General features: G+C 67.3%; 19 protein-coding genes. 9 read left to right on the top strand and 10 right to left on the bottom strand.

The window, feature by feature from the left end; all coding sequences use genetic code 11:
• Positions 1–85: 85 nt before the first annotated feature.
• The 5 genes from C8J26_RS09315 to lgt all read right to left on the bottom strand — a co-directional run bounded on the left by C8J26_RS09315 (position 86) and on the right by lgt (position 4,959).
• Positions 86–1,432 (bottom strand): cystathionine gamma-synthase family protein, encoded by a 1,347-nt coding sequence (locus C8J26_RS09315; protein ID WP_056416078.1) that lies wholly within the window; start codon positions 1,430–1,432, stop codon positions 86–88.
• Between the two features lie 77 nt (positions 1,433–1,509).
• Complete coding sequence (gene pgeF, locus C8J26_RS09310) at positions 1,510–2,268, bottom strand: peptidoglycan editing factor PgeF (RefSeq protein ID WP_107957693.1); 759 nt, start codon at positions 2,266–2,268, stop codon at positions 1,510–1,512.
• Between the two features lie 151 nt (positions 2,269–2,419).
• Positions 2,420–2,929 (bottom strand): GNAT family N-acetyltransferase, encoded by a 510-nt coding sequence (locus C8J26_RS09305; RefSeq protein WP_107957692.1) that lies wholly within the window; start codon positions 2,927–2,929, stop codon positions 2,420–2,422.
• Entirely contained in the window at positions 2,926–4,026 is a 1,101-nt protein-coding gene (locus C8J26_RS09300; RefSeq protein ID WP_107958117.1) for a class I SAM-dependent methyltransferase, read from the bottom strand. The genes C8J26_RS09305 and C8J26_RS09300 overlap by 4 nt, the downstream gene beginning before the upstream one ends.
• 51 nt (positions 4,027–4,077) lie before the next feature.
• Positions 4,078–4,959, bottom strand: a complete 882-nt coding sequence (gene lgt / locus C8J26_RS09295; RefSeq protein ID WP_407818267.1) for a prolipoprotein diacylglyceryl transferase — start codon at positions 4,957–4,959, stop codon at positions 4,078–4,080.
• Positions 4,960–5,029: 70 nt separating this feature from the next.
• Between lgt and C8J26_RS09290 the strand changes: the two genes are divergently transcribed.
• From C8J26_RS09290 to phbB, 4 genes are all read left to right on the top strand, one after another.
• On the top strand, positions 5,030–6,718 hold the full coding sequence (locus C8J26_RS09290; protein WP_208631367.1) for a class I adenylate-forming enzyme family protein: 1,689 nt from the start codon (positions 5,030–5,032) through the stop codon (positions 6,716–6,718).
• A 160-nt stretch (positions 6,719–6,878) separates the two neighbouring features.
• A complete protein-coding gene (locus C8J26_RS09285; RefSeq protein WP_107957691.1) occupies positions 6,879–9,068 on the top strand; it encodes a xanthine dehydrogenase family protein molybdopterin-binding subunit in 2,190 nt (729 codons plus the stop codon).
• A complete protein-coding gene (hemH, locus tag C8J26_RS09280; RefSeq protein WP_107957690.1) occupies positions 9,065–10,072 on the top strand; it encodes a ferrochelatase in 1,008 nt (335 codons plus the stop codon). The genes C8J26_RS09285 and hemH overlap by 4 nt, the downstream gene beginning before the upstream one ends.
• Before the next feature lie 33 nt (positions 10,073–10,105).
• Entirely contained in the window at positions 10,106–10,828 is a 723-nt protein-coding gene (gene phbB / locus C8J26_RS09275) for an acetoacetyl-CoA reductase (protein ID WP_056066403.1), read from the top strand.
• Positions 10,829–11,201: 373 nt separating this feature from the next.
• Here phbB and murA read toward each other — a convergent pair whose 3' ends face one another.
• Positions 11,202–12,485, bottom strand: a complete 1,284-nt coding sequence (gene murA, locus C8J26_RS09270) for a UDP-N-acetylglucosamine 1-carboxyvinyltransferase (protein WP_055874164.1) — start codon at positions 12,483–12,485, stop codon at positions 11,202–11,204.
• A 216-nt stretch (positions 12,486–12,701) separates the two neighbouring features.
• Here murA and C8J26_RS09265 point away from each other — a divergent pair, with 216 nt between their 5' ends.
• Complete coding sequence (locus C8J26_RS09265) at positions 12,702–13,385, top strand: Crp/Fnr family transcriptional regulator (protein WP_234422585.1); 684 nt, start codon at positions 12,702–12,704, stop codon at positions 13,383–13,385.
• Positions 13,386–13,451: 66 nt separating this feature from the next.
• Here the strand turns inward: C8J26_RS09265 and clpS are convergent, their stop codons facing one another.
• From clpS to C8J26_RS09250, 3 genes are all read right to left on the bottom strand, one after another.
• Complete coding sequence (gene clpS / locus C8J26_RS09260; protein ID WP_055875355.1) at positions 13,452–13,787, bottom strand: ATP-dependent Clp protease adapter ClpS; 336 nt, start codon at positions 13,785–13,787, stop codon at positions 13,452–13,454.
• 195 nt (positions 13,788–13,982) lie between these two features.
• Positions 13,983–14,444: a phasin family protein gene (locus tag C8J26_RS20860; protein WP_056416051.1), complete on the bottom strand. Its 462-nt coding sequence runs from the start codon at positions 14,442–14,444 to the stop codon at positions 13,983–13,985.
• Positions 14,445–14,876: 432 nt separating this feature from the next.
• The gene (locus tag C8J26_RS09250) at positions 14,877–16,589 is read right to left on the bottom strand and encodes a PHA/PHB synthase family protein (RefSeq protein WP_107957688.1); all 1,713 of its coding nucleotides are present in this window, start codon (positions 16,587–16,589) and stop codon (positions 14,877–14,879) included.
• A 270-nt stretch (positions 16,590–16,859) separates the two neighbouring features.
• Between C8J26_RS09250 and C8J26_RS09245 the strand changes: the two genes are divergently transcribed.
• The 3 genes from C8J26_RS09245 to C8J26_RS09235 are packed head-to-tail and all read left to right on the top strand — an operon-like array spanning position 16,860 to position 19,282.
• On the top strand, positions 16,860–18,068 hold the full coding sequence (locus tag C8J26_RS09245; protein WP_107957687.1) for an LL-diaminopimelate aminotransferase: 1,209 nt from the start codon (positions 16,860–16,862) through the stop codon (positions 18,066–18,068).
• 7 nt (positions 18,069–18,075) lie between these two features.
• On the top strand, positions 18,076–18,852 hold the full coding sequence (locus C8J26_RS09240) for a sulfite exporter TauE/SafE family protein (protein WP_107957686.1): 777 nt from the start codon (positions 18,076–18,078) through the stop codon (positions 18,850–18,852).
• A 1-nt stretch (position 18,853) separates the two neighbouring features.
• Entirely contained in the window at positions 18,854–19,282 is a 429-nt protein-coding gene (locus C8J26_RS09235) for an acyl-CoA thioesterase (protein ID WP_107957685.1), read from the top strand.
• 12 nt (positions 19,283–19,294) lie between these two features.
• On the opposite strand, the gene C8J26_RS09230 is transcribed toward C8J26_RS09235, so the two are convergent.
• Positions 19,295–19,768 carry a winged helix-turn-helix transcriptional regulator gene (locus C8J26_RS09230; RefSeq protein WP_056417171.1) on the bottom strand — a complete coding sequence of 158 codons (474 nt, stop codon included), beginning with the start codon at positions 19,766–19,768 and terminating at the stop codon, positions 19,295–19,297.
• A gap of 146 nt (positions 19,769–19,914) precedes the next feature.
• On the opposite strand from C8J26_RS09230, the gene C8J26_RS09225 reads away from it, so the two are divergent.
• Positions 19,915–22,020 carry a RelA/SpoT family protein gene (locus C8J26_RS09225; protein WP_056416030.1) on the top strand — a complete coding sequence of 702 codons (2,106 nt, stop codon included), beginning with the start codon at positions 19,915–19,917 and terminating at the stop codon, positions 22,018–22,020.
• Positions 22,021–22,026 lie beyond the last annotated feature (6 nt).

Below are 22,026 nucleotides of genomic sequence, written 5' to 3'. Positions count from 1 at the left end.
ATCGTGTTTCCCCGCGAAGGCGGGGACCCAGACTGGGCTCCCGCCTTCGCGGGAGAACAAGGAGGCGGCAGAGGCCCCTTCAGGATCAGATCGTCTCCAGCGCCTGCTCGAAATCGGCGATCAGGTCGTCCGGATCCTCCACGCCGATCGAGATGCGGACGAGGTTGTCGGTGATCCCCAGCGCCTGCTTGCGCGCATCGGGCACCGACAGGTGCGTCATGCCCGCGGGGTGGCTCGCCAGCGTCTCGGTCCCGCCGAGCGACACCGCGAGCTTGGCGATCTTCAGCGCGTCGAGAAACGCGAAGCTCTCGCGCTCGCCGCCCTTGAGGTACAGCGAGAAGGTCGAGCCGCCGCCGGTGCAATGGCGGCGATAAATGTCGGCCTGCCGCTCCATGCCCGGCTCGTCCTCGAGGAAGCCGAGATACGCGACACGCTCGACCTTCGGGTGATGCCGCAGGAAGCCGCAGACCTTCGCCGCATTCTCACCCGCGCGGCTCATCCGCAGTTCGAGCGTCTCGAGGCTGCGCAACAGCATCCACGCGGTGTTCGGATCGGTGATCGTGCCGATCGTGTTGCGCATCGTCCGGATCGTGTTGATGTGCTCCTTCGATCCGAGCACGCCGCCAGCGACCAGATCCGAATGCCCGCCGACATATTTGGTCAGCGAATAGACGACGATGTCCGCGCCGTGCTTGAGCGGCTGGAACCAGAGCGGCCCGAGGAACGTGTTGTCGATCGCGATCGGCGGCTTTTCACCCTTGAAGATCGCATCCCGGCTGGCGGCGACCGCCTCGACATCGACCAATGCGTTCGTCGGATTAGCCGGGCTTTCGAGATAGATCAGCGCGACGTTGCCGGTCGCGGCCTCGGTCATCACCGCGTCGATCTCCTCGCGCGTCGCACCCGCCGGGAAGTCGAGCCACTTCACCCCGAACTTGCCGAGCACGCGGCCGATCAGCGTCTCGGTCGCTGCATAAAGTGGCCCCGAATGGACGATCGTGTCGCCCGGCTTCACCATCGCGAGGAACAGCGTCGCGATCGCGGACATGCCGCTCGAGAAGGCGAGCGCGTCCTCCGCCTCTTCCCACACGCCGAGGCGGTCCTCGAGAATCTCCTGGTTCGGCCCGTTGAAGCGCGAATAGACAAGGCCCTCGGCGCCGCCCGGACGCTTGCCGGTGACGCCCTCGAAATGCCGCTTGCCCGCCGCGGCGTTGGGGAAGACGAAGGTCGAGGTGAGGAAGATCGGCGGCTTCAGCGAGCCTTCCGATAGCGACGGATCATAGCCGTGCCCCATCATCAGCGTCGACGGCTTCAGCTTGCGCCCACCGATCTTCTCGACCTCTGGCTTGGGCGCGACTCGCGCGGCGACGCCGGTCAGGTCGGCTTCGGTCTCGGCGGGGATGGCGCCTGCGTTATCGGGGGTATCGGACATTCATAAGCTCCTGCGTGGCCCGTCTGGCGCGGACCGATCTGTCGAGCCTAAACGAGCGATGCAGGATTTGGGACCCGTTACAGCCCGATGATGCTGATCTGGCGGCCATAAGAGGGTTCGTCACGATGGGTCGCGCGGCGGTAGCTGAAGAAGCGCTCCCGGTCGGCGTAGGTGTCGAGCCCGAGCGCCTCGATCCGGCCGATCCCGGCGACCGCGAGCCGGCTGACGACATAGGCCTCCAGGTCGAACTGATAATGGTCCGCGCGGCCATCCGCGAAGAAGCGCTCATTCTCCGGATCCGATTCGCAGAACCGGCGGATGAACGCGTCGTCGACCTCGTAGCTCGCACGCGCGATGCACGGACCGACCGCGGCGACGATGCGGTCGCGGCGCGCACCGATCGCCTCCATCGCGAGGATCGTCGCATCGGTGACGCCGCCGAGCGCCCCCTTCCACCCGGCATGCGCGGCGGCGACGACGCCGGCTTCCGCATCGGCGAACAGCACCGGCGCGCAGTCCGCAGTGAGGATGCCGAGCGCCACGCCGGGTCGGTTGGTGACCAGCGCATCGCCGCGGGGACGAAGCGAATCGTCGAACGGCGCGATCACGGTGACCACGTCGGCGGAATGGATCTGGTAGAGCCCGACGAGCGTGCCGCCCGGCAGCACCGCCTCGCTCGCAAGCCGGCGGTTCTCGACGATCGCGCCGGGGTCGTCGTCGGACCCGATACCGACGTTGAGGCTCGCATAGGCGCCGGTCGACACGCCCCCGCGACGGCCGAGAAAGCCGTGGCGGACCTCGCCGAGCGACTTGGCGCGGATGACGTCGATGGTCATGCCGAACGCCCCTCGCATAGCACCACCCCGGCGAAGGCCGGGGTCCAGTTGGGAGACGTTGCTGACGAAGCGCTGCTCATCGTTACTGCGACCTTTCCAACTGGGCCCCGGCCTCCGCCGGGGTGGTGCTCATCTGCGGCGATCTCGACGATCACAACACCAACCTCATGATGCGATCGTCATCAGGCTGCTCGCCGACCATGAACACATAGCGGCCGATCTCGACGAACCCATAGCGCTGGTAAAATCGGATCGCGCGCGCGTTGTCGACATAGACGCTGAGGATCAGTTCCGTCCGCCCGTCAGCCCGCGCGGCATCGATCGCCCAGTCCATCAGCGCGGGGCCGACGCCTGCGCCATGCTGGTCGGCGCGAACATAGAGCTGGTAGAGTTCGACCGCCGTCTCGGGCCAGTCGCCGGGAAAGGCGACGGGGCCGATCTTGGCAAACCCGACGATCGCCGCGCCGTCGGTAGCAAGCCGGATCGTGTAGCGAGGATCGCCGATCTGCGCCGGCAACCCGTTCTCGCCGAACGCCTGGTCCAGAAACGCGGCGAGGTCCTCGGGGCGGTACAGCGTGCCGAACGTCTCGGTGAACGACTGCTTCGCCATCGCGGCGAGTGCCGGGCCGTCGGCGGGCACCGCGTCGCGATAGGCGATCACGCGCCCATCCCCGCGAACGCCGCCGGGGTCGGCCAGGACGGCGCAGTGATCGCGAGCGCTTTGAACAAAGTCCCCATGTCGTCCATCAACCGGCTCCGATCCGCGGCCAGCGAGTCGGCGCGCGCGGGCGCTGCCTTGGCGAGCGCCGAGGTGCGCGAATCGATGCCAAGCCCGCCGAGCAGGTCGCGCTGGCTGACCGGCCCCCAGGCGACTGCGCCCTCGGCCTGCGCGGCGGCGGCGAGTGTGGTGAAGTCGACATGCGCGGTGAGATCATGCTCGCCCGGCGCCTCGAACGGGTTGGCAAACGCATGGCCGCGGACCGCCTGCAAGCTGTCACCGAGCGCAGGCCCCTCATAGCCATAGTCGATCGCGATCAGCGCGCCGCCCTGCCGGGCGATCCGCTGCGCGAGGCCGCGGACGATCGCCACGGCGGCGGGCGAGGTCTCCAGGATCGAGCCCGCAGGCGCATCGCGGAACGGCTCGGGAATGACCGCATCGGGCAGCGGCTTGCCCGCGATCGGCAGGAACAGCAGGTCCTGCGCGGCGACGAGCCGCTCGTGCCACTGCTGGCGCTTGACGAGCTGGCGGATCGGCAGCGCGTCGAAGAACTCGTTGGCGACGACGATCAGCGGCCGATCGGTGGGCAGCGTGTCGAACGTGTCGTGCCACGTCGCACCGGGGACGCGCTCGGCCTGCGCGGTGCGGAGCGCCGGGCTGGTTTCGACGAAATGGACCGGGGGTTCGAGCCCCGCCTTCGCCATCGCGCGCGCGGCGTCGGCGGCGAGCGTCCCGCGACCGGGGCCGAGCTCGACCCACGCCACATCCGGCCGCCCCGCCCGGTCCCACAGGTCCGCGCACCACAGGCCGACGAGTTCGCCGAACATCTGGCTGATCTCGGGCGCGGTCGTGAAGTCGCCGCCCGCGCCAAGCGGGTCGCGCGTGGCGTAATAGTGCGCGTTGGCCGCCGCCATATACTGCGCAACAGGGATCGGCCCCGCGAGTGCGATCGCGCGCGCGAGGCGTTCGGGAAGGGCGGCTTCTATTCCCCTTCCGCTTGCGGGAGGGGTTAGGGGAGGGGCTGGAGTATCGTTGGCCATGACGTTTGCGGCCATGCCCTCCCCCGCCCCCTCCCGCAAGCGGGAGGGGAGTCAGGCGACGCTCTGCGTCCCCGCGATCGACTCGACCCGCACGCGGCGCTTGGCCGAGGTCGCGACCAGATAGGCGCCGCCGACGATCATCGGCACGCACAGCCACTGGCCCATGTGCAGCCCGGTATGTTCGGCAAAGGCCCGCAGCTGCGAATCGGGTTCGCGGAAGAACTCGACGGTGAAGCGCGCGAGCCCGTAGCCCAGCACGAACAGCCCGACGAGCTTGCCCGGATCGTAGCGCGCCTTGGTCTTCCAGAACGCGAACCACAGCAGCGCGAACAGGAGGATGCCCTCCAGCCCCGCCTCGTACAGCTGGCTCGGGTGGCGCGCCGGCTCGATCATGCCGAACGGCACGGTGCGTTCGAAGATGATGCCCCAGGCGACGTCGGTCGGCTTGCCCCAGAGCTCGCCGTTGACGAAGTTGGCGAGCCGCCCGAAGAACAACCCGAACGGGACGGCGCAGGCGATATAATCGTGCACGCGCAACCAGTTGAGCTGGTGCTTGCGCGCGAACAGGATCAACCCGATCGACGTGCCGATGACCCCGCCGTGGAACGACATCCCGCCGTCCCACAACCGGAAGATCCGCAAGGGATGCAGGAACATCTCGGGCGCATAGAAGATCACATAGCCGAGTCGCCCGCCCAGGATGATGCCGAGCGTCGCGTAGAACACCAGGTCGTCGGCATGCCGCCGCGCCATCGGTGCGCCGGGCTGGGCGAGCAGCTTGAGCAGATACCACCAGCCGAGCAGGATCCCGCCGATATAGGCCAGGCTATACCAGCGCAGCGTGAAGAACCCGATCGAGAAGACATCGGGGTGCAAACCCAGGTCCTCGAAGCGGATATGACTGCCGACGGCAGCAGAAATGGTCGACAGGATCAAAGGCTTTTCCCCACGCGTTCGCCCCTGCATAAAGACGAGTAACGATAAGACCAAGTAGGAGAGCGATATGCGGACCGAGCTCGATGCGGCTATGGATTCGACGATGGCCGCGCTGACGGCGCCCGACGGCATGCTGGCGCTCGGTTCGGCCGAGCGGTTCGGGGTCACGCTCCCGACGATCGCCGCCGCGCCGCCCGCGCTCAGCTACTATTTCGCGCATTATGCCAACGAGCATCGCGACGCCGTCTTCCTCGTGTCGGGCCCCGAGCGGCTGACGTTCGGCGAGGTCCACGCCGCGGCGGAGCGGGTCGCGCGCGCGCTGGTCGGTGGGCACGGCGTGGCGAAGGGCGACCGGGTCGGCATCGCGATGCGCAATTCGCCGTCGTGGATCGTGCTCTACATGGGCATCGTCATGGCTGGCGGCGTCGCGACATTGCTCAACGGCTGGTGGCAGGCGGAGGAGCTGGAAGCGGCGATCCGCGACGTCGATTGCGCGCTCGTCTTCGCCGACCCGCCGCGCGTGAAGCGGCTCGCGCAGATCGCGGGCCTCACCACGCCGGTGATCGAGATCGACGATACGCGCCCGATCACCGAGGCGCTCGCGGCCGTGCTCGCCAAGGACGATCACACCGCGGACCTGTCGCCGCTCGGGCCCGAGGATCATGCGACGATCCTGTTCACGAGCGGGTCGACCGGCCAGTCGAAGGGCGCGCTGTCCGAGCATCGCGCGATCGTGCAGGGCATCTTCAACTATCTCGCCCAGGCGATGATGATGGTCGGCATCGCCACCGCGCAGGGCAATCCGCCGGTCGGCCAGCCGGTCACGCTGCTGACGATCCCGCTGTTCCACATCACCGGCGAGGTGCCCGTGTTCCTCCAGAGCTTCGCAATGGGGCGGAAACTCGTGCTCATGCCGAAATGGGATGCGGGCGAGGCGATGCGGCTGATCGAGGCCGAGGGCGTCACCTATTTCGTCGGCGTCCCGCTGATGAGCTTCGAAATCCTCAACCACCCCGATCGCGCGAAGTACGACCTGTCGACCGTCACCGATTTCGCCGCGGGCGGGGCGCCGCGCCCGGTCGATCACGTCCGCCGGCTCGATGCGGAGATGGGCGGAAGCGCGCCGCTGATCGGCTACGGCCTGACCGAGACCAACGCGGTCGGCACGGGCAACTGGCGCGGCAACTATCTCGCCAAGCCCAATTCCGCCGGCCGCGCGGGCGCACCGCTGGTCGATCTCGCGATCCTCGACGATGCCGGCCACCCGGTCGACCAGGGTCAGCGCGGCGAGGTGTGCATCCGCACGATCTGCAACTTCAAGGAATATTGGAACCGCCCGGACGCGACCGCCGCGGCGTTTACGTCGGACGGCTATTTCCGCACGGGCGACATTGGCTATCTCGACGAGGACGACTATCTGTTCATCGTCGACCGCAAGAAGGACATCATCATCCGCGGCGGCGAGAATATCTCATGCCAGGAGGTCGAGGCCGCGCTCTACGAGCATCCGGCGGTCGCTGAGGCGGCAGTATTCGGGCTGGCGGACGAGCGGTTCGGCGAGGTCCCCGGCGCAGTCGTCGTGGTGCGCGACGGCGAGACGCTGACGCCCGACGATCTCTGCGCGTTCCTCTACCAGCACATCGCCGCGTTCAAGGTGCCGCAGCGGATCTGGATTTCCGAGCAGCCGTTGCCGCGGCTAGGGACGGAAAAGATCGACAAGGTCTCGCTCAAGGCAACGTACCGCGCGCTGGCCTGACTGTCCCTCGCCCCTACGGGGAGAGGGAGGGAGGAGCCGCAGGCGACGGAAGGGAGAGGGGCAGTGAGTCTCCCGGCACGGTCCCGGAGACCCACGCCCCCTCATCCGACGCTGCCGCGCCACCTTCTCCCCGTGGGGGAGAAGGGTTAGGGCGGTCAGCATGACGTTCAACCGACGTGGATTTTTGATAGGCGGCGGCGCAGGAATCGGCCTCGTCATCGCCTGGGGCCTCTGGCCCCGCCGCTACGCGCCCACCCTCGTCGCCAACCCCGGCGAAACCCCGTTCGGCGCCTGGCTCAAGATCGGCACCGACGGCCATGTCACCGTCGCCGTCCCGCAGGTCGAGCACGGCCAGGGCGTCTACACCACCCTCCCCCAGATCGTCGCGGACGAACTCGGCGCAGACTGGCGCACCGTCGGCGTCGAACCCGCCCCGCTTAACCCGCTCTACGCCAACCCGGTCGGCCTGCACGACCTGTTCGAAGGGCTGTTCGACCGCCTGCCCCAAGGCACCCCGCAACCGCCGATGCTCACCGGCGGATCGAGTTCGATCCGGATGTTCGAACAGGCCTGTCGCGCGGCGGGCGCGGGCGCGCGCGCGCTGCTGTGCATGGCGGCGGCAAAACGCTGGGATGCCGACTGGACCGAAGTGGCCGTCGAGGCGGGCTTCTGCACGCATGCCGGCAAGCGCATCCGCTTCGCCGAACTGGCGGAGGCGGCGGCGACCTTCACGCTGCCCGATCCGCTGCCGCTCGGGATCCAGGGCGCGGGCAAGCTTGCCGGCACGTCGGTGCCGCGGATCGACACCGCCGCGAAGGTCGATGGCTCGGCGAATTTCGCGGGCGACGTCCGGCTCGCCGACATGGTGCATGCCGCGATCCGGCAGGCGCCGGTCGGCGGCCGCCTGACGAAGGTCGATCGCGCCGCCGCCGATCGCATTCGCGGCGTGCTGTCAGTGGTCGAAAACCCGCGCTGGGTCGCGGCGGTGGCGACGACATGGTGGGCGGCGCACAAGGCGCTCGACGCGCTCGCGCCGCGGTTCGAAAATGCCGCCCCCCTCCCCGATACCCGCTCGATCGACGCAGCGCTGGACGCCGCCCTCGCGCGTCCCGGCACGACGATGACGTCGGTCGGCGATGTCGCGGCAACCTTCCAGGGCGCCAAGCTCGTCACCGCGACCTATCGCGCGGGCCTCGGCCTGCACGCAGGAATCGAGACACGCAGCGCCACCGCGTCCTTCTCGAACGGCCGGCTCGAACTCTGGCTCGCGACCCAGGCACCCGGCCTCGCGCGAACCGCGGCGGCGCGTGCGGCGGGTCTCGGCGAGGACTCGGTCGTCGTCCACCCGATGCTGATCGGCGGGTCATTCGGCGCCGCACTCAAACCCGATATCGCCGAACAGGCCGCGATCCTCGCACTAAAGCTCAGGCGCCCCGTCAGCCTCGTCTGGTCGCGCGGCGAGGAGTCGCTCCACGATCCCTACCGCGCGCCGGCAGTGGCGAAGATGGCGGCGCGGCTCGCCCCCAATGGCGCGATTCTGGGCTGGAGCGCGAAGATCGCGGCGCCGTCGACCGGGGCCGAGATGGCGCGCCGGATGATGCCGGGCCTGGCGACCGAGGCCGCGCTGATCGGGGTGCGCGGCGACCGCTATGCCGTGGCGGGCGCGACGCCCGCCTATCGCATCCCGGCCTATGCGATCGATCACCATGCCGCCGAGATCGGCATCCCGACCGGGCACCTGCGCGGCGGCGCGCATGGCTACACCGCGTTCTTCACCGAATGCTTCCTCGACGAACTCGCGCATGTCGCGCAGTCCGAACCGATGTCGTTCCGCATCGGCATGCTCGGCAGCGCGCCGCGCCTCGCGCGCTGCCTGTCGACCGCGGCGGCGCTCGGCGGGTGGAACGGCGGTGTCGCAGGCAGCGGCCAGGGCATCGCGGCGCATGCCTTTCGCGGCAGCTACATCGCGGTCATGGCGGAGGCGCATCTGGGGCCGGACCAGCGCCCGGTCGTCGACCGCCTCGTCGCCGCGGTCGATTGCGGCGCGCAGATCAACCCCGACATCGTCCGCCAGCAGATCGAGGGCGGGCTGATCTTCGGGCTGGCCGGCGCGCTCGGCGCATCGACGGGAATCACCCGCGGGCTCGCCGATGCGCGCGGGTTCGACACGATCGCGCTGCCCCGGCTGGGCGACACGCCCGACATCACCGTCGAGTTGATCCGCAGCGAGGAGGCGCCCGGCGGCGTCGGCGAACTCGGCGTCCCCGCGGTCGCGCCCGCGATCGCCAACGCGCTCCATGCGTCAACGGGCTTTCGCATCCGCAATTTGCCCTTAAGACCGGCAGCATGACCCTGCCCCCCGATCATCCGCCGATTCCTGCCCCCAAGATCGGCGTACTGCTGATGAACCTCGGCACGCCCGATGGCCCCGATGCGAAATCGGTGAAGCGCTATCTCGGCGAATTCCTGTCCGATTCGCGCGTCGTCGAAATCCCGCAGATCGCGTGGCAGCCGATTCTGCGCGGGATCATCCTGAACACGCGCCCGAAAAAGTCCGCGCACGCCTATGCGCAGGTCTGGCGCGACGACGGATCGCCGCTCGCGGCGATCACGCGGTTGCAGGCGGCGGCGCTGAAGGATGCGTTCGGCCCCACCGTCCTGGTCGATTGGGCGATGCGGTATGGCAATCCATCGATTTCGGACCGGCTTGTCGCGATGAAGGCGGCGGGTTGCGAGCGCATCCTGCTCGCGCCGCTCTATCCGCAATATTGCGCAGCAACGACTGCAACCGCGAACGACAAGGCGTTCAAGCATCTGGCCGGGCTGCGCTGGCAGCCGGCGATCCGCACGCTGCCACCCTATTACGACGACGCGCTGTATATCGACGCGCTGAAGGACTCGCTGGAGGAGGGGCTCGCCGCGCTCGACTTCACGCCAGACGCGATCGTCGCGAGCTTCCACGGGATGCCGAAGCGGACGTTGCAGCAGGGCGATCCCTATCACTGCCACTGCCAGAAGACCGCGCGGTTGCTCGGCGAGCGGATGGGGCGCGATCTGACGATCGCCTTCCAGTCGCGGTTCGGGCCGCAAAAGTGGCTGGGCCCCGCGACCGACGAGACGCTCGTCGCGCTTGCCAAGGCCGGCAAGACGAAGATCGCGATCTTCGCGCCGGGCTTCTCCGCCGACTGTCTGGAGACGCTCGAGGAGCTTTCAATCCGCGGGCGCGAGAGCTTCGAGGAAGCGGGCGGCACGCATTTCGCCTATCTCCCGTGTCTCAACGACAGCCCGGTCGGCGTGGAAATGCTGCGCAGCATTTTGGCACGCGAGCTTGAAGGATGGGTGCGGGCTGGCTAGCCTTTGCAAAAGGACGAACCTGAGGAGAGACTGATGGCACGCGTTGCAATTGTAACCGGTGGTACGCGCGGCATCGGCGAGGCGATCAGTCTCGCGCTTCAGGACATGGGGCTGACCGTCGCCGCAACCTATGCCGGCAACGACGACCGGGCGCGGGAATTCACCGAGCGCACCGGCATCAAGGCGTATAAATGGGACGTCGCCGACTATGATGCGTGCCAGGCAGGCTGCGCGCAGGTCGCGGCCGATCTGGGCGATGTCGATATCGTCGTGAACAATGCGGGCATCACCCGCGACGGCACCATCCTGAAAATGACGTATCAGGACTGGAAAGAGGTGATGGACACCAACCTCGGCGGTTGCTTCAACATGGCCAAGGCGGTGTTCCCGGGCATGCGGACGCGCAAATGGGGGCGGATCGTCAACATCGGTTCGATCAACGGGCAGGCCGGGCAGTATGGACAGGTCAACTATGCCGCGGCGAAATCGGGCATCCACGGCTTCACCAAGGCGCTGGCGCAGGAGGGCGCGCGCGCCGGCGTCACGGTCAACGCGATCGCGCCCGGCTATATCGACACGGACATGGTGGCGGCGGTGCCGGCCGACGTGCTGGAGAAGATCGTCGCGAAGATCCCCGTCGGGCGGCTGGGTCAGGCGACCGAGATCGCGCGCGGCGTGGCGTTCCTGTGCTCGGAGGAGGGCGGGTTCGTGACCGGGTCTACGCTGAGCATCAATGGCGGGCAGCACATGTACTGACGGGCACTGCCCGCAAGCGAAGCGAGCGGGCAGTGCCCGGCACGGCCGGCGGGTCGGTTTACCGAACCCGTCCGACGGCGGCTTTGCCGGCGGCGCTGCGTAGATGTCTACCGGACTACCAAGGGCAACTGCTTGATCCTGGGCCCCCGCCTTCGCGGGGGAACTAGCGGGGCAGCGCTGCTTGGACCGCCCCCCAGCGTCCGTGAGGCACAAGGTTGCCACCGCAAGACCCAGCAACCTGCTCCCTCTCCCCTCCGGGGAGAGGGTCGGGGTGAGGGGCAGCCAAGCAGTGCAGCGCCCGGAACAGCCCCTCACCCAACCCTCTCCCCAGAGGGGAGAGGGCTAGCCCCGGCTCAACTACGCCTCCCGACCCTCACCCGTCGCTGGCGCGCTCGATATCCGCGCCAACGGCCGACAGCTTCTCTTCCAGCCGCTCATACCCGCGGTCGAGATGATACACCCGGCCGACCGACGTCTCGCCGTCCGCCGCGAGACCCGCCAGGATCAGGCTCATCGAAGCACGCAGGTCGGTCGCCATCACCGGCGCCCCCACGAGCTTGTCGACGCCGCGCACCACCGCGGTCCGCCCGCGCACCTGGATATCCGCGCCCATCCGCGCCAGTTCGGGCACGTGCATGTAGCGGTTCTCGAAGATCGTCTCGGTCAGCACGCTCGCGCCATCCGCCTTGCAGAGCATCGCCATGAACTGCGCCTGCATGTCGGTCGCGAAGCCGGGATAGGGCGCGGTGGACAGCGTCAGCGGCTTCAGTCCGCCGTCCGCGGCGACGCGCACGCCGTCCTTGGTCGGCGTGACCGACACGCCTGCCTCGACCAGCGCATCGAACGTCGCGCCCATGTCGGGGATCGCCACGCCGACCAGTTCCAGGTCGCCACCGGTGATCGCCGCGGCGCAGGCATAGCTGCCCGCCTCGATCCGGTCGGGCATCACCGCATAGGTCGCGCCGTGCAGCCGGTCGCGGCCCTCGATCGTCAGCGTCTCCGTGCCGATCCCGTCGATCGACGCGCCCATCGCGACCAGGCAGTTGCACAGATCGACGATCTCGGGCTCGCGCGCGGCGTTCTCGATCACGCTCGTCCCCTTGGCGAGCACCGCCGCCATGATCACGTTCTCGGTCGCGCCAACCGACACGATCGGGAAGCGATAGCGTCCACCCGGCAGGCGCCCGCCCGGCGCGGTCGCCTTCACATAGCCCGCCGCCATCTCGAGCTCGGCGCCGATCGCCTCGAGCGCGCGCAGGTGCAGATCGATCGGGCGGTTGCCGATCGCGCAACCGCCCGGCAGCGACACCGTCGCCTCGCCGCCGCGGCCGAGCAGCGGCCCGAGCACGAGGATCGACGCGCGCATTTTCCGCACGATATCGTACGGCGCCTCGGTCGAGGTGAGATTGCCCGCGCGGATCGTCATGACCCGGCCGAAATCCTCGGGCCGCGTCCCCTGGATCGCGGTCGACGCGCCCAGCTGGTTGAGCAGATGGCCAAAGCCGTCGACGTCCGCGAGCCGCGGCAGATTGCGCAGCGTCAGCGGTTCCTCGGTCAGCAGCGCGCACGGCATCAGCGTGAGCGCTGCGTTCTTCGCACCGGAAATGGGCAGGCGCCCGGACAGGCGGTTGCCGCCACGAATGAGAATACGGTCCATCCCGGGTGTGTATCGCGGCTGGCGGTGCGCGCAAGGGCCACGCAGCACGGACCCGACGAGCGGACTCGCGCGCACGACGCCCGAATGCACGCGCTTGATCGACTTTAATGCGCGGGAATCATAGCTTTGCTCTTTGTGCCCTCGAACATGGGGGACCATCACAGAGTGCCGGACAGCTGCTTCGCCGAACGCGTCGGCGATCTCATCGACTTGTCGATGAACGAAAGGGCTGCGTTAGCGCGGTTGGAGGAGCGCCCGCGCGACTTGCGTCGCGGCGCGATCCTGCTGCGCGAGAACGATCCGCAGCCCGAGCTCTTCATCCTGCAGCGCGGCATGGCGATGAGCTATGTGCTGCTCGACGACGGCAGCCGCCAGATCCTCCGCTTCCTCCATACCGGCGACATGCTCGGCGTGTCGGCGCTGGTGTATCGCGATTCCCCGGAGACGGTGGTCGCGCTGACCGATTGCACGGTCTGCCCGTTCGATCGCTCGGTGATGACTGCGCTGGTCACCGATCATCCGCGATTGTCGGCGATCATCATGGTGATGAACCAGATGGAGAAGGTCGCGCTGACCGACCGGCTCGCCGCGCTCGGGCGCACCTCTGCCAAGGCGCGGATCGCCGCGTTGCTGATCGAGATGCACAACCGGCTGCGCAGGCGCGACCAGGCGATCGGCAACAGCTTCACGCTTGGCGTCACGCAGGAGGAGATCGGCGACGCGACCGGGCTCACCGCGGTGCACGTCAACCGCATGCTCCGCCAGCTCGAGGAAGACGGGCTGATCCGGCGCGAGGGCAGCCGGGTGACGCTGCTCAAGGAGACGCTGCTGGCACAGGCGGCGAATTACATCGAACGCTTCGACGGGCTCGACCTGCGCTGGCTCCCGCCCGCGCGCTAGGGTTCGCCTGCTCTCCTCCCTCGCCAGGGGGAGGATTAGCAAGGGAATAGGGTCAAGCGGTGAGGCTCACGCCTTTTCGAGCGTGCACTGCAATGGATGCTGGTTCTGCCGGGCGAAATCCATGACCTGGCTGACCTTGGTCTCCGCCACCTCATAGCTGAACGTGCCGCACACCCCGACGCCCTTCTGGTGGACGTGGAGCATGACGCGAGTCGCCGCCTCCATATCCATGCGGAAGAACCGCTGGAGGCACAGCACGACGAATTCCATCGGCGTGTAATCGTCGTTGAGCATCAGCACACGGTACGGTGTCGGCTGCTTGGTCTTCGCACGCGTCTTGGTCGCAATGCCAGCGCCCGTGCCGCCGGTACCATCCTCGCCATCGTCACGGCGCTCGGCCATCGATTCTACGGCCATCATTTCAGAGTCCACCACCATGCCGTCAAAATATGGCATCCCGTCGGGCAAGAGCAAGGGGGCGCCGACACACGGCGCGCTAAAACCGCAACCGCAAAGGGGGCGACCGTCGCGTGACGGCCGCCCCCTCCTGTCGCGTCTGATCCTGTCGCGCTACCCGGGGGCAGCGCGGCGCCAGGCTCAGGCCGGCATCTTCATCTTGTCGGTCGCAACCGCGACCCGGTTCGAGATCGGCTGCGCGAACTCGCCGAACATCTTGAGCATCCGCTCGGTCGAGCGCGAGCCCTCGGCGATCATCGTGTCGAACGCGGTGCGCGCATAGTCGCTCTGCAGCTTCACGAACTCGGTCGGCGACTTGGCAGCGGCGAGCGTCTTGGCGGCTTCGGTCGCGTGCTCGAACGAGGTCTTGGCGTAATCGGCAGCTTCCTGGCCGAGCGCTTCGACGTTCTTCGCGGCGATCTTCGACGATTCGACCAGTGCCTCGATATTGCCCTTGCCGAAGGCGACGAAATCTTCCGCCATCTTCGCCGACTTTTCCATCGCGCCCTTGGCCTGCTCGGTGAAATCGGTGGTGGTCGTGCCGCCGAACCCGTTCGTGAACAGGGACTTGGTCTTCTCGGTGATGCTCTGGATCGTTTCCATGATGGCGTCCTTCGTTTCGCTGACAGGAATCCCCGGGGGCGCGGCGGCCGTGATCGGGGCGGCTGATATCGGGGCTGGAGAGTCGGGATGCGGCGGTACGCAGTCTGCCGCAGGGGGCTGTTCGATCGCAGGCGTCATGGCGATCGGCTCAGGTACCGGCGTCAAGACGACCGGCTCGGGTGCCGGAGCCGTGACGACCGGCGCAGGCGCCGGCGGGACAGCGATCGACTCGGATGCCGGTTGCGCCGGCTTGGCGACAGTCCGAGGAGCCTTCGCGGTGACGAGCGGCTTCGAGTCGGACTTGGCCGTCGGTTTTACGATATCCGTCATCCACGCACCTCTCTTCGGAGTAATGTCGCGATCTTTATACACGATTCGCGGCGGCGCACAAATATCTTGTGCACTGCACCATGACGTGAACGGAAGGTAGCGCTACCGGCCTTTGACGTACGTCCCGGGCGCATCGCCCAGCGCTTCGAGCGACCCCGCGCCGGGTATCCTAACCCCTTTTGCAGACACGGTTTTGGCATCGATCGCGCGGACCCATTCGACCCAGTCCGGCCACCAGCTTCCCTTGGTCTCGGTCGCCCCCGCGACGAAGTCCGCTAGCGTCGTATGCGCCGAGGGATTGGTCCAATACTGATACTTCCCGGCGGCCGGCGGGTTCACGACTCCGGCGATATGTCCCGACCCCGCCAGCACGAACTTCAGCGGCCCGGTGAACAGCTGAGTCAGCTTCCACACGCTCTCGGCCGGCGCGATATGATCCTCGCGCCCCGCCTGGACATAGCTCGGCGTCGTCACCTTGGTCAGGTCGAGCGGCGTTCCGGCGACGCTGATCGCGCCGGGCTGCACCAGCAGATTGTCGCGGTAGAGGTCGGTCAGATAGCTCAGGTGCCATTTCGCGGGCAGGTTGGTCGTGTCGCCGTTCCAGTGGAGCAGGTCGAACGGCACGTAATCCTGGCCGAGCAGGTAATTCTGCGTGACATAGTTCCAGATCAGGTCGCGCCCGCGCAGCAGGTTGAACGTCGTCGCCATGTAGCGCCCGTCGAGAAACCCCTCGGGCGAGAGCGACGCGACCATCTTCAACTGCTCGTCGTCGATGAAATGCTGCAATTCGCCCGCCTGCGCGAAATCGACCTGGGCGGTGAAGAACGTCGCGCTCGCGACCTTCGCCGCCTCGCCGCGCGCCGCCAGCAGCGCGAGCGTCGCCGCCAGCGTCGTCCCGGCGACGCAATAGCCGATGGTGTGGACCGCCGGCACCTTCAGCGCGGCGCGGACCGTGTCGATCGCATCGACCTGCGCGGCGACATAATCGTCCCAGATCACGTCCTTCATGCTCGCATCGGCGGATTTCCACGACACCATGAACACCGTGATGCCCTGCTCGACAGCCCAACGGATGAAGCTCTTCTCGGGCGTCAGGTCGAGAATGTAGAACCGGTTGATCCACGGCGGGAAGATGACGAGCGGCGTCGCCAGCACCTTGGGGGTGGTGGGCGTATATTGGATCAGTTCGTAGAGTGGCGTGCGCTTGACCACCTTGCCCGGCGTCATCGCCAGGTTGCGGCCCAGCTCGAACGCGCCGTCGGGGGTATGCGTCACCTGCCCGCGGGCAAGATCGGCCATCATGTTCTGCAGCCCTTTGAGCAGATTCTCGCCGCGCGTCTCGATCGTCTTCTCGATCACCTGCGGGTTGGTCAGCGCGAAGTTGGTCGGGCTCATCGCATCGACGAACCCCTTGGTCGCGAACCGCAACTGCTCCTTCTGCTTGGCGTCGAGCCCGTCGAGCGCCTCGACGCTGCGCAGCATGTGGTCGCCGATCAGTTCATAGCTCTGGCGGATCAGGTCGAACACGGGTTCGCGCCACTGCGGCGCCTTGAAGCGCTTGTCGGTGACGGGCGCGGGTTCCGGCGCCTTGGCGGGATCGAGGAACCGCTGCCACAGCGTGAAGCTCTCGCTCCAGAAATCGCGCGCGCGCGCCAGCGTGGCGGGATCGGTAAAGCCCGGGATCGCCGGCATCCCCTCCGGCGGCGCCTGCATCGCGGCGAGCCCCTGCTCCATCATCATCTGCTGCGCGCGGCCCATCACCCAGGTCCAGTGCTGGAGATCGGGCAGGCTCGGAGCGGGAGGAGTTTCGGCCATGGCGTCCTCTGGTTTTTCGGGAGCTTAACGCAGGTGTGGCTGGAGCGGAAGCTTGCGCCACAACCGATTCATGCCGCCGCCGCTCTCTATTCCCGTCTCCCGCCCCACATCGTCACCCACCCTACCCCGTCACCCCAGCGTTCGCTGGGGTGACGGCGTTGGGAAATACGCTCTCGATCCAATTCAAGGGGACGAACGCGGTGGTACGGAGTGGGTGACGCCTCCCTTTAGCTGCGGTACAGCATCCCCTCCTCCAGCTTGAGGCTGATCATGTCCGAAGATTTCTACCGCATCAAACGCTTGCCCCCCTATGTCATCGCCGAAGTGAACGCGATGCGGGCGGCGGCGCGCGCGGGCGGGGAGGACATCATCGATCTCGGCATGGGCAATCCGGATCTGCCGCCGCCCGAGCACGTCATCGAAAAGCTCGTCGAAGTCGCGCGCAAGCCCAGCGCGCACGGCTATTCGCAGTCGAAGGGCATTCCCGGTCTGCGCAAGGCACAGGCCAACTATTACGGCCGCCGGTTCGGCGTCGACGTCGATCCCGAGACCGAGGTCGTCGTGACGATGGGCTCGAAGGAAGGGCTCGCCAGCCTCGCCACCGCGATCACCGCGCCCGGCGACGTCGTGCTCGCGCCCAACCCGTCCTATCCGATCCACACCTTCGGCTTCATCATTGCCGGCGCGACGATCCGTGCGGTGCCGACCACGCCCGACGAGGCGTATTTCGAGAGCCTGGAGCGCGCGATGGCGTTCACCGTGCCGCGTCCGTCGGTGCTGGTGATGGGCTATCCGTCGAACCCGACCGCCGAAGTCGTCGACCTGGCCTTTTACGAACGCGTCGTCGAGTTCGCGAAGCAGCATAAGCTCTGGGTGATCTCCGACCTAGCCTATTCGGAGCTGTATTACGACGGCAAGCCGACCCCCTCGATCCTGCAGGTGCCGGGCGCGAAGGATGTCGCGATCGAGTTCACCTCGCTCAGCAAGACCTATTCGATGGCCGGGTGGCGGATGGGCTTCGGGGTCGGCAACAAGACGCTGATCGCGGCAATGACTCGCGTGAAATCCTATCTCGATTACGGCGCGTTCACGCCGATCCAGGCGGCGGCCTGCGCTGCGCTCAACGGCCCGCAGGATATCGTCGCGCGCAACCGCGAACTCTATCACAAGCGCCGCGACGTGCTGGTCGAGAGCTTCGGCCGCGCCGGGTGGGATATTCCGAGCCCCCGTGCGAGCATGTTCGCCTGGGCGCCTTTGCCGCCCGCCCTCGCGCATTTAGGTAGCCTTGAGTTCACCAAACAATTGCTGACTCACGCGCACGTCGCGGTGGCCCCAGGAGTGGGCTACGGCGAAAACGGCGAAGGCTATGTGAGGATCGCGATGGTCGAGAACGAACAGCGGCTCCGCCAGGCGGCGCGCAACGTGAAGAAATATCTCCAGTCGATGGGCGTCAACACGCCCGCGCGTGGCGCTGGCTAACCGCTTAGTGGACATCAATCTGTTGTATTCGGTGGCCGGCGTGCTCGTCGGCCTGATCGTCGGGCTGACCGGCGTCGGTGGCGGATCGCTGATGACGCCGCTGCTGGTGCTCGTCTTCGGCTTCCACCCGGCCACCGCTGTCGGCACCGACCTGCTCTACGCCTCGGCGACCAAGACGGTGGGCACGACCGTGCATGGCTGGCGCGGCACGGTCGACTGGCGCGTCGTGCGGCGGCTCGCGACCGGCAGCGTTCCCGCGGCGATCGCGACGTTGCTCGTGCTCAACCATCTCGGCGAGAAATCGTCGGACACCGGCCATGCGATCACCGTCGTATTGGGCGTGACGCTGATCCTGTCGGCGGTGGCGACGTTCCTGCGCGGCCGAATCGTCGCGTGGCTGACGCCCCGCGTCGGCACGGTCCGCGGCGAGCGCCAGGCGATGCTGACGGTCCTGCTCGGTGCAGTCCTCGGCGTGCTCGTCTCACTGACCTCGGTCGGTGCCGGCGCGCTGGGGATGACGGCCCTCCTGATCCTGTACCCGAAGCTGCCGATCAACCGGCTGGTCGGATCGGACATCGCGCATGCCGTCCCGCTGACTCTGCTCGGCGGAATCGGGCACTGGATCCTCGGCTCGGTCGACGTCGACCTGCTCGTGTCGCTGCTGATCGGATCGATCCCCGGGATCGTCGTCGGCAGCCTGATCGCGACGCGCGTGTCGGACCGCGTGCTGGTGCCGGTGCTGGCGACCGTGCTGGCGATCGTCGGCATCCGCCTGATCGTCTGACATGCGGCCGGGTTTCGCCTTCTCGACGCGGTTTCGCGTGCGCTATGCCGAGATCGACGGCCAGCGCATCGTCTTCAACTCGCGCTATCTCGAATATGCCGACGTCGCGGTCACCGAGTTCTGGGACTGGACCGGGATCGCTACGGCCTTGCCGGATGTCTGGCCGAGCACCGAGTTCAACGTGCGCCGCACCGAGATCGATTATCTGAAGCCGTTCCGCCTGGGCGATACGGTGGAGGCGTTCGTGCGGATCGAGAAGCTCGGCACGTCCAGCCTGACGAAGCGATTCGAGCTGGCGCATGCCGAGACGGGCGAGCTGCATACGGTGATCACCATGGTCAGCGTGCATGTCGATCTGGAAACCGGGCGGCCGGTGCCGCTGCCGGACGCGATCCGCGCGGTGCTGGAGGCGCTGCCTTCGTCATCCTGACAAAAGGTGGCGTTACTCTGCCGCCTCGGCCTCATCCCCCGCAACCTCGCCCGGCAGCGCCCAGATCAGGTCGCCCTTCCCCAGCACGCGCCCGTCATGCGCGCGCACCGAGACCGGCTGCAACGGCCGCCGATCGCGCGCGTCGACGAGGATCGGGAACGCCGGAACGCACGTCTCCCACCGCTCGCCCCATTGCCTGAGCGCGATCATCGTCGGCAGCAGCGCGAAGCCCTTGTCGGTCAGGCCGTAAGCGATCTTGCGGCGGTCCTCCGGGATCGGCTGCCGCTCCAGGATGCCGTGCTCGACCAGCCGCGCGAGCCGGTTCGCCAGGATATTGCGCGCGATGCCGAGCTCCGACTGGAACTCCTCGAAATGGTGCAGGCCGTTGAACGCGGCGCGCAGAATCAGGAACGACCAGCGCTCGCCCATCGCCTCCAGCGCGGCGGGCAGGCTGCATTCCAGCAGTGGTTCGCGCAATTTGCCCATCACGTCATCCTCGTCCGTGGGCAAGGGTACCGCATATGCCGCAGAAGCGAAACGCCCCACACATTCGCTACTCATGCAGTCATTAGATCACAGTGATCCGACGCTTTTTGTTGCCAAAAGTCCCTCCGCGGCCCCATCTACGATCCGTGCTGCGCCAATATGAACTGGTCGATCGCGTCCTCGACTACGATCCCGACGCCGACGAGGCCCTGCTGAACCGCGCCTATGTCTTCTCGATGCAGGCGCATGGGAGCCAGAAGCGCGCGTCCGGCGATCCGTATTTCAGCCACCCGATCGAGGTGGCAGGCATCCTCACCGACCTGCACCTCGATGCCGAGACGATCGCCACCGCGATCCTGCACGACACGATCGAGGACACGGTCGCGACGCCCGAGGAGATCGAGCGGCTGTTCGGGGCATCGGTCGCGCGCCTCGTCGACGGCGTCACCAAGCTCAGCAAGATCGAGGCGCAGACCGAGAACGAGCGCGCCGCCGAAAACCTGCGCAAGTTCCTGCTCGCGATGTCGGACGACATCCGCGTGCTGCTGGTCAAGCTCGCCGACCGCCTGCACAACATGCGGACGCTGCACCATATCGCCAAACCCGAGAAGCGCCGTCGTATCGCCAAGGAGACGATGGACATCTACGCGCCGCTCGCCGAGCGGATCGGCATGTACGAGTTCATGCGCGAGATGCAGTCGCTGGCGTTCGAACAGCTTGAGCCCGAAGCCTCCGAATCGATCCATCGCCGCCTCGAACAGCTGAAACAGGGCGATGGCGACCGGATCGCCAAGATCGCGTCGGGGCTTAAATCGGTGCTCGCGCGCGCCGGCGTCGAGGCCGAGATTTCGGGGCGCGAGAAGCATCCCTATTCGATCTTCCGCAAGATGTCGGAGCGGCACATCAGCTTCGAACAGCTGTCCGACGTGATGGCGTTCCGCGCGATCGTGCCGACCGAGGAGGATTGCTACCGCACGCTCGGCATCATCCACCAGCGCTGGCCGATGGTGCCGGGGCGGTTCAAGGATTACATCTCGACGCCCAAGCGCAACGGCTATCGCTCGCTGCACACCTCGGTGATCCATGCCGACAGCGCGCGTATCGAGATCCAGATCCGCACCGCCGACATGCACGCGCAGGCCGAATTCGGGCTGGCGGCGCACTGGGCCTACAAACAGCAGATCAACGGCAGCGACCGGCAGGTCAGCTGGATCCGCGACCTCGTCGAGATCCTCGATACGGCCGAAAGCCCCGAGGAGCTGCTCGAACACACGCGCATGGCGATGTACACCGATCGCATCTTCGCGTTCACGCCCAAGGGCGAGCTGATCCAGCTGCCCAAGGGCGCGACCTCGATCGATTTCGCCTACGCCGTGCACACCGATCTCGGCGACCAGGCGGTCGGCGCGAAGGTCAACGGCCGTGTCGTGCCGCTGTCGACGGTGATCGAGAATGGCGACCAGGTGCAGATCCTGCGCTCGAAGGGCCAGTCGCCGCAGCCGCAATGGCTGAACGTCGCGACGACCGGCAAGGCGCTCGCGGCGATCCGCCGGCATCTGCGCCAGAAGGAGCGCGTCGAACAGATCGCGTTGGGCCAGAGCCTGTACGAGGACATCGTCACGCGGCTGCCCGCACAGATCGGCACCGATGCGCTGAGCCACGCGCTCAAGCGGCTGAAGCTGCCCGACGAATCGTCGCTGATGGTCGCGATCGCGCGACGCACGCTGTCGGATGCCGCAGTCATGGAGGCGCTGATGCCGGGGTCGGCGGGCGCGGACGTCACGCATGCGCTGGCGCCGCAATCGAGCGCCATCTCGATCAAGGGCCTTACCCCCGGCGTCGCCTACGACCTTGCGACCTGCTGCCATCCGGTCCCGGGCGACCGGATCGTCGGCCTGCGCCGCCCCGATGCGGGGATCGAGGTGCATGCGATCGACTGCCGCGTGCTGGGCGAACTCGCCGAGCGATCGGAGAACGAAACCGACTGGGTCGACGTGGCTTGGGGCGACGAGACCGAGGGTGCGGTCGCGCGGATATCGGTGATGGTGAAGAACGAGCCGGGCTCGCTCGGCATCGTCTCGACGATCATCGGCGGGCACAAGGCCAACATCATCAACCTGCGGCTCGATACGCGCGACAAGAGCTTCCACACCAACGAGATCGATGTCGAGGTGCACGACGTGCAGCAGCTGATGCGGTTGATGGCGGGGCTGCGCGCGGCGGACGCGGTGCACACCGTGGAGCGCGTGTAGAAACAT

The organism is Sphingomonas aurantiaca, assembly GCF_003050705.1.
In the GTDB taxonomy this organism is placed as follows: domain Bacteria; phylum Pseudomonadota; class Alphaproteobacteria; order Sphingomonadales; family Sphingomonadaceae; genus Sphingomonas; species Sphingomonas aurantiaca.
This window is presented reverse-complemented; position numbering and strand designations above follow the sequence as displayed.

Excerpts from the sequence above, each read along its gene's own strand:
- C8J26_RS09315 (WP_056416078.1), bottom strand. The coding sequence starts at position 1,432 with ATGTCCGATACCCCCGATAACGCAGGCGCCATCCCCGCCGAGACCGAA.
- pgeF (WP_107957693.1), bottom strand. The coding sequence starts at position 2,268 with ATGACCATCGACGTCATCCGCGCCAAGTCGCTCGGCGAGGTCCGCCAC.
- C8J26_RS09300 (WP_107958117.1), bottom strand. The coding sequence starts at position 4,026 with ATGGCCAACGATACTCCAGCCCCTCCCCTAACCCCTCCCGCAAGCGGA.
- C8J26_RS09290 (WP_208631367.1), top strand. The coding sequence starts at position 5,030 with ATGCGGACCGAGCTCGATGCGGCTATGGATTCGACGATGGCCGCGCTG.
- C8J26_RS09285 (WP_107957691.1), top strand. The coding sequence starts at position 6,879 with ATGACGTTCAACCGACGTGGATTTTTGATAGGCGGCGGCGCAGGAATC.
- hemH (WP_107957690.1), top strand. The coding sequence starts at position 9,065 with ATGACCCTGCCCCCCGATCATCCGCCGATTCCTGCCCCCAAGATCGGC.
- phbB (WP_056066403.1), top strand. The coding sequence starts at position 10,106 with ATGGCACGCGTTGCAATTGTAACCGGTGGTACGCGCGGCATCGGCGAG.
- murA (WP_055874164.1), bottom strand. The coding sequence starts at position 12,485 with ATGGACCGTATTCTCATTCGTGGCGGCAACCGCCTGTCCGGGCGCCTG.
- C8J26_RS09265 (WP_234422585.1), top strand. The coding sequence starts at position 12,702 with ATGAACGAAAGGGCTGCGTTAGCGCGGTTGGAGGAGCGCCCGCGCGAC.
- clpS (WP_055875355.1), bottom strand. The coding sequence starts at position 13,787 with ATGGCCGAGCGCCGTGACGATGGCGAGGATGGTACCGGCGGCACGGGC.
- C8J26_RS20860 (WP_056416051.1), bottom strand. The coding sequence starts at position 14,444 with ATGGAAACGATCCAGAGCATCACCGAGAAGACCAAGTCCCTGTTCACG.
- C8J26_RS09250 (WP_107957688.1), bottom strand. The coding sequence starts at position 16,589 with ATGGCCGAAACTCCTCCCGCTCCGAGCCTGCCCGATCTCCAGCACTGG.
- C8J26_RS09245 (WP_107957687.1), top strand. The coding sequence starts at position 16,860 with ATGTCCGAAGATTTCTACCGCATCAAACGCTTGCCCCCCTATGTCATC.
- C8J26_RS09235 (WP_107957685.1), top strand. The coding sequence starts at position 18,854 with ATGCGGCCGGGTTTCGCCTTCTCGACGCGGTTTCGCGTGCGCTATGCC.
- C8J26_RS09230 (WP_056417171.1), bottom strand. The coding sequence starts at position 19,768 with ATGGGCAAATTGCGCGAACCACTGCTGGAATGCAGCCTGCCCGCCGCG.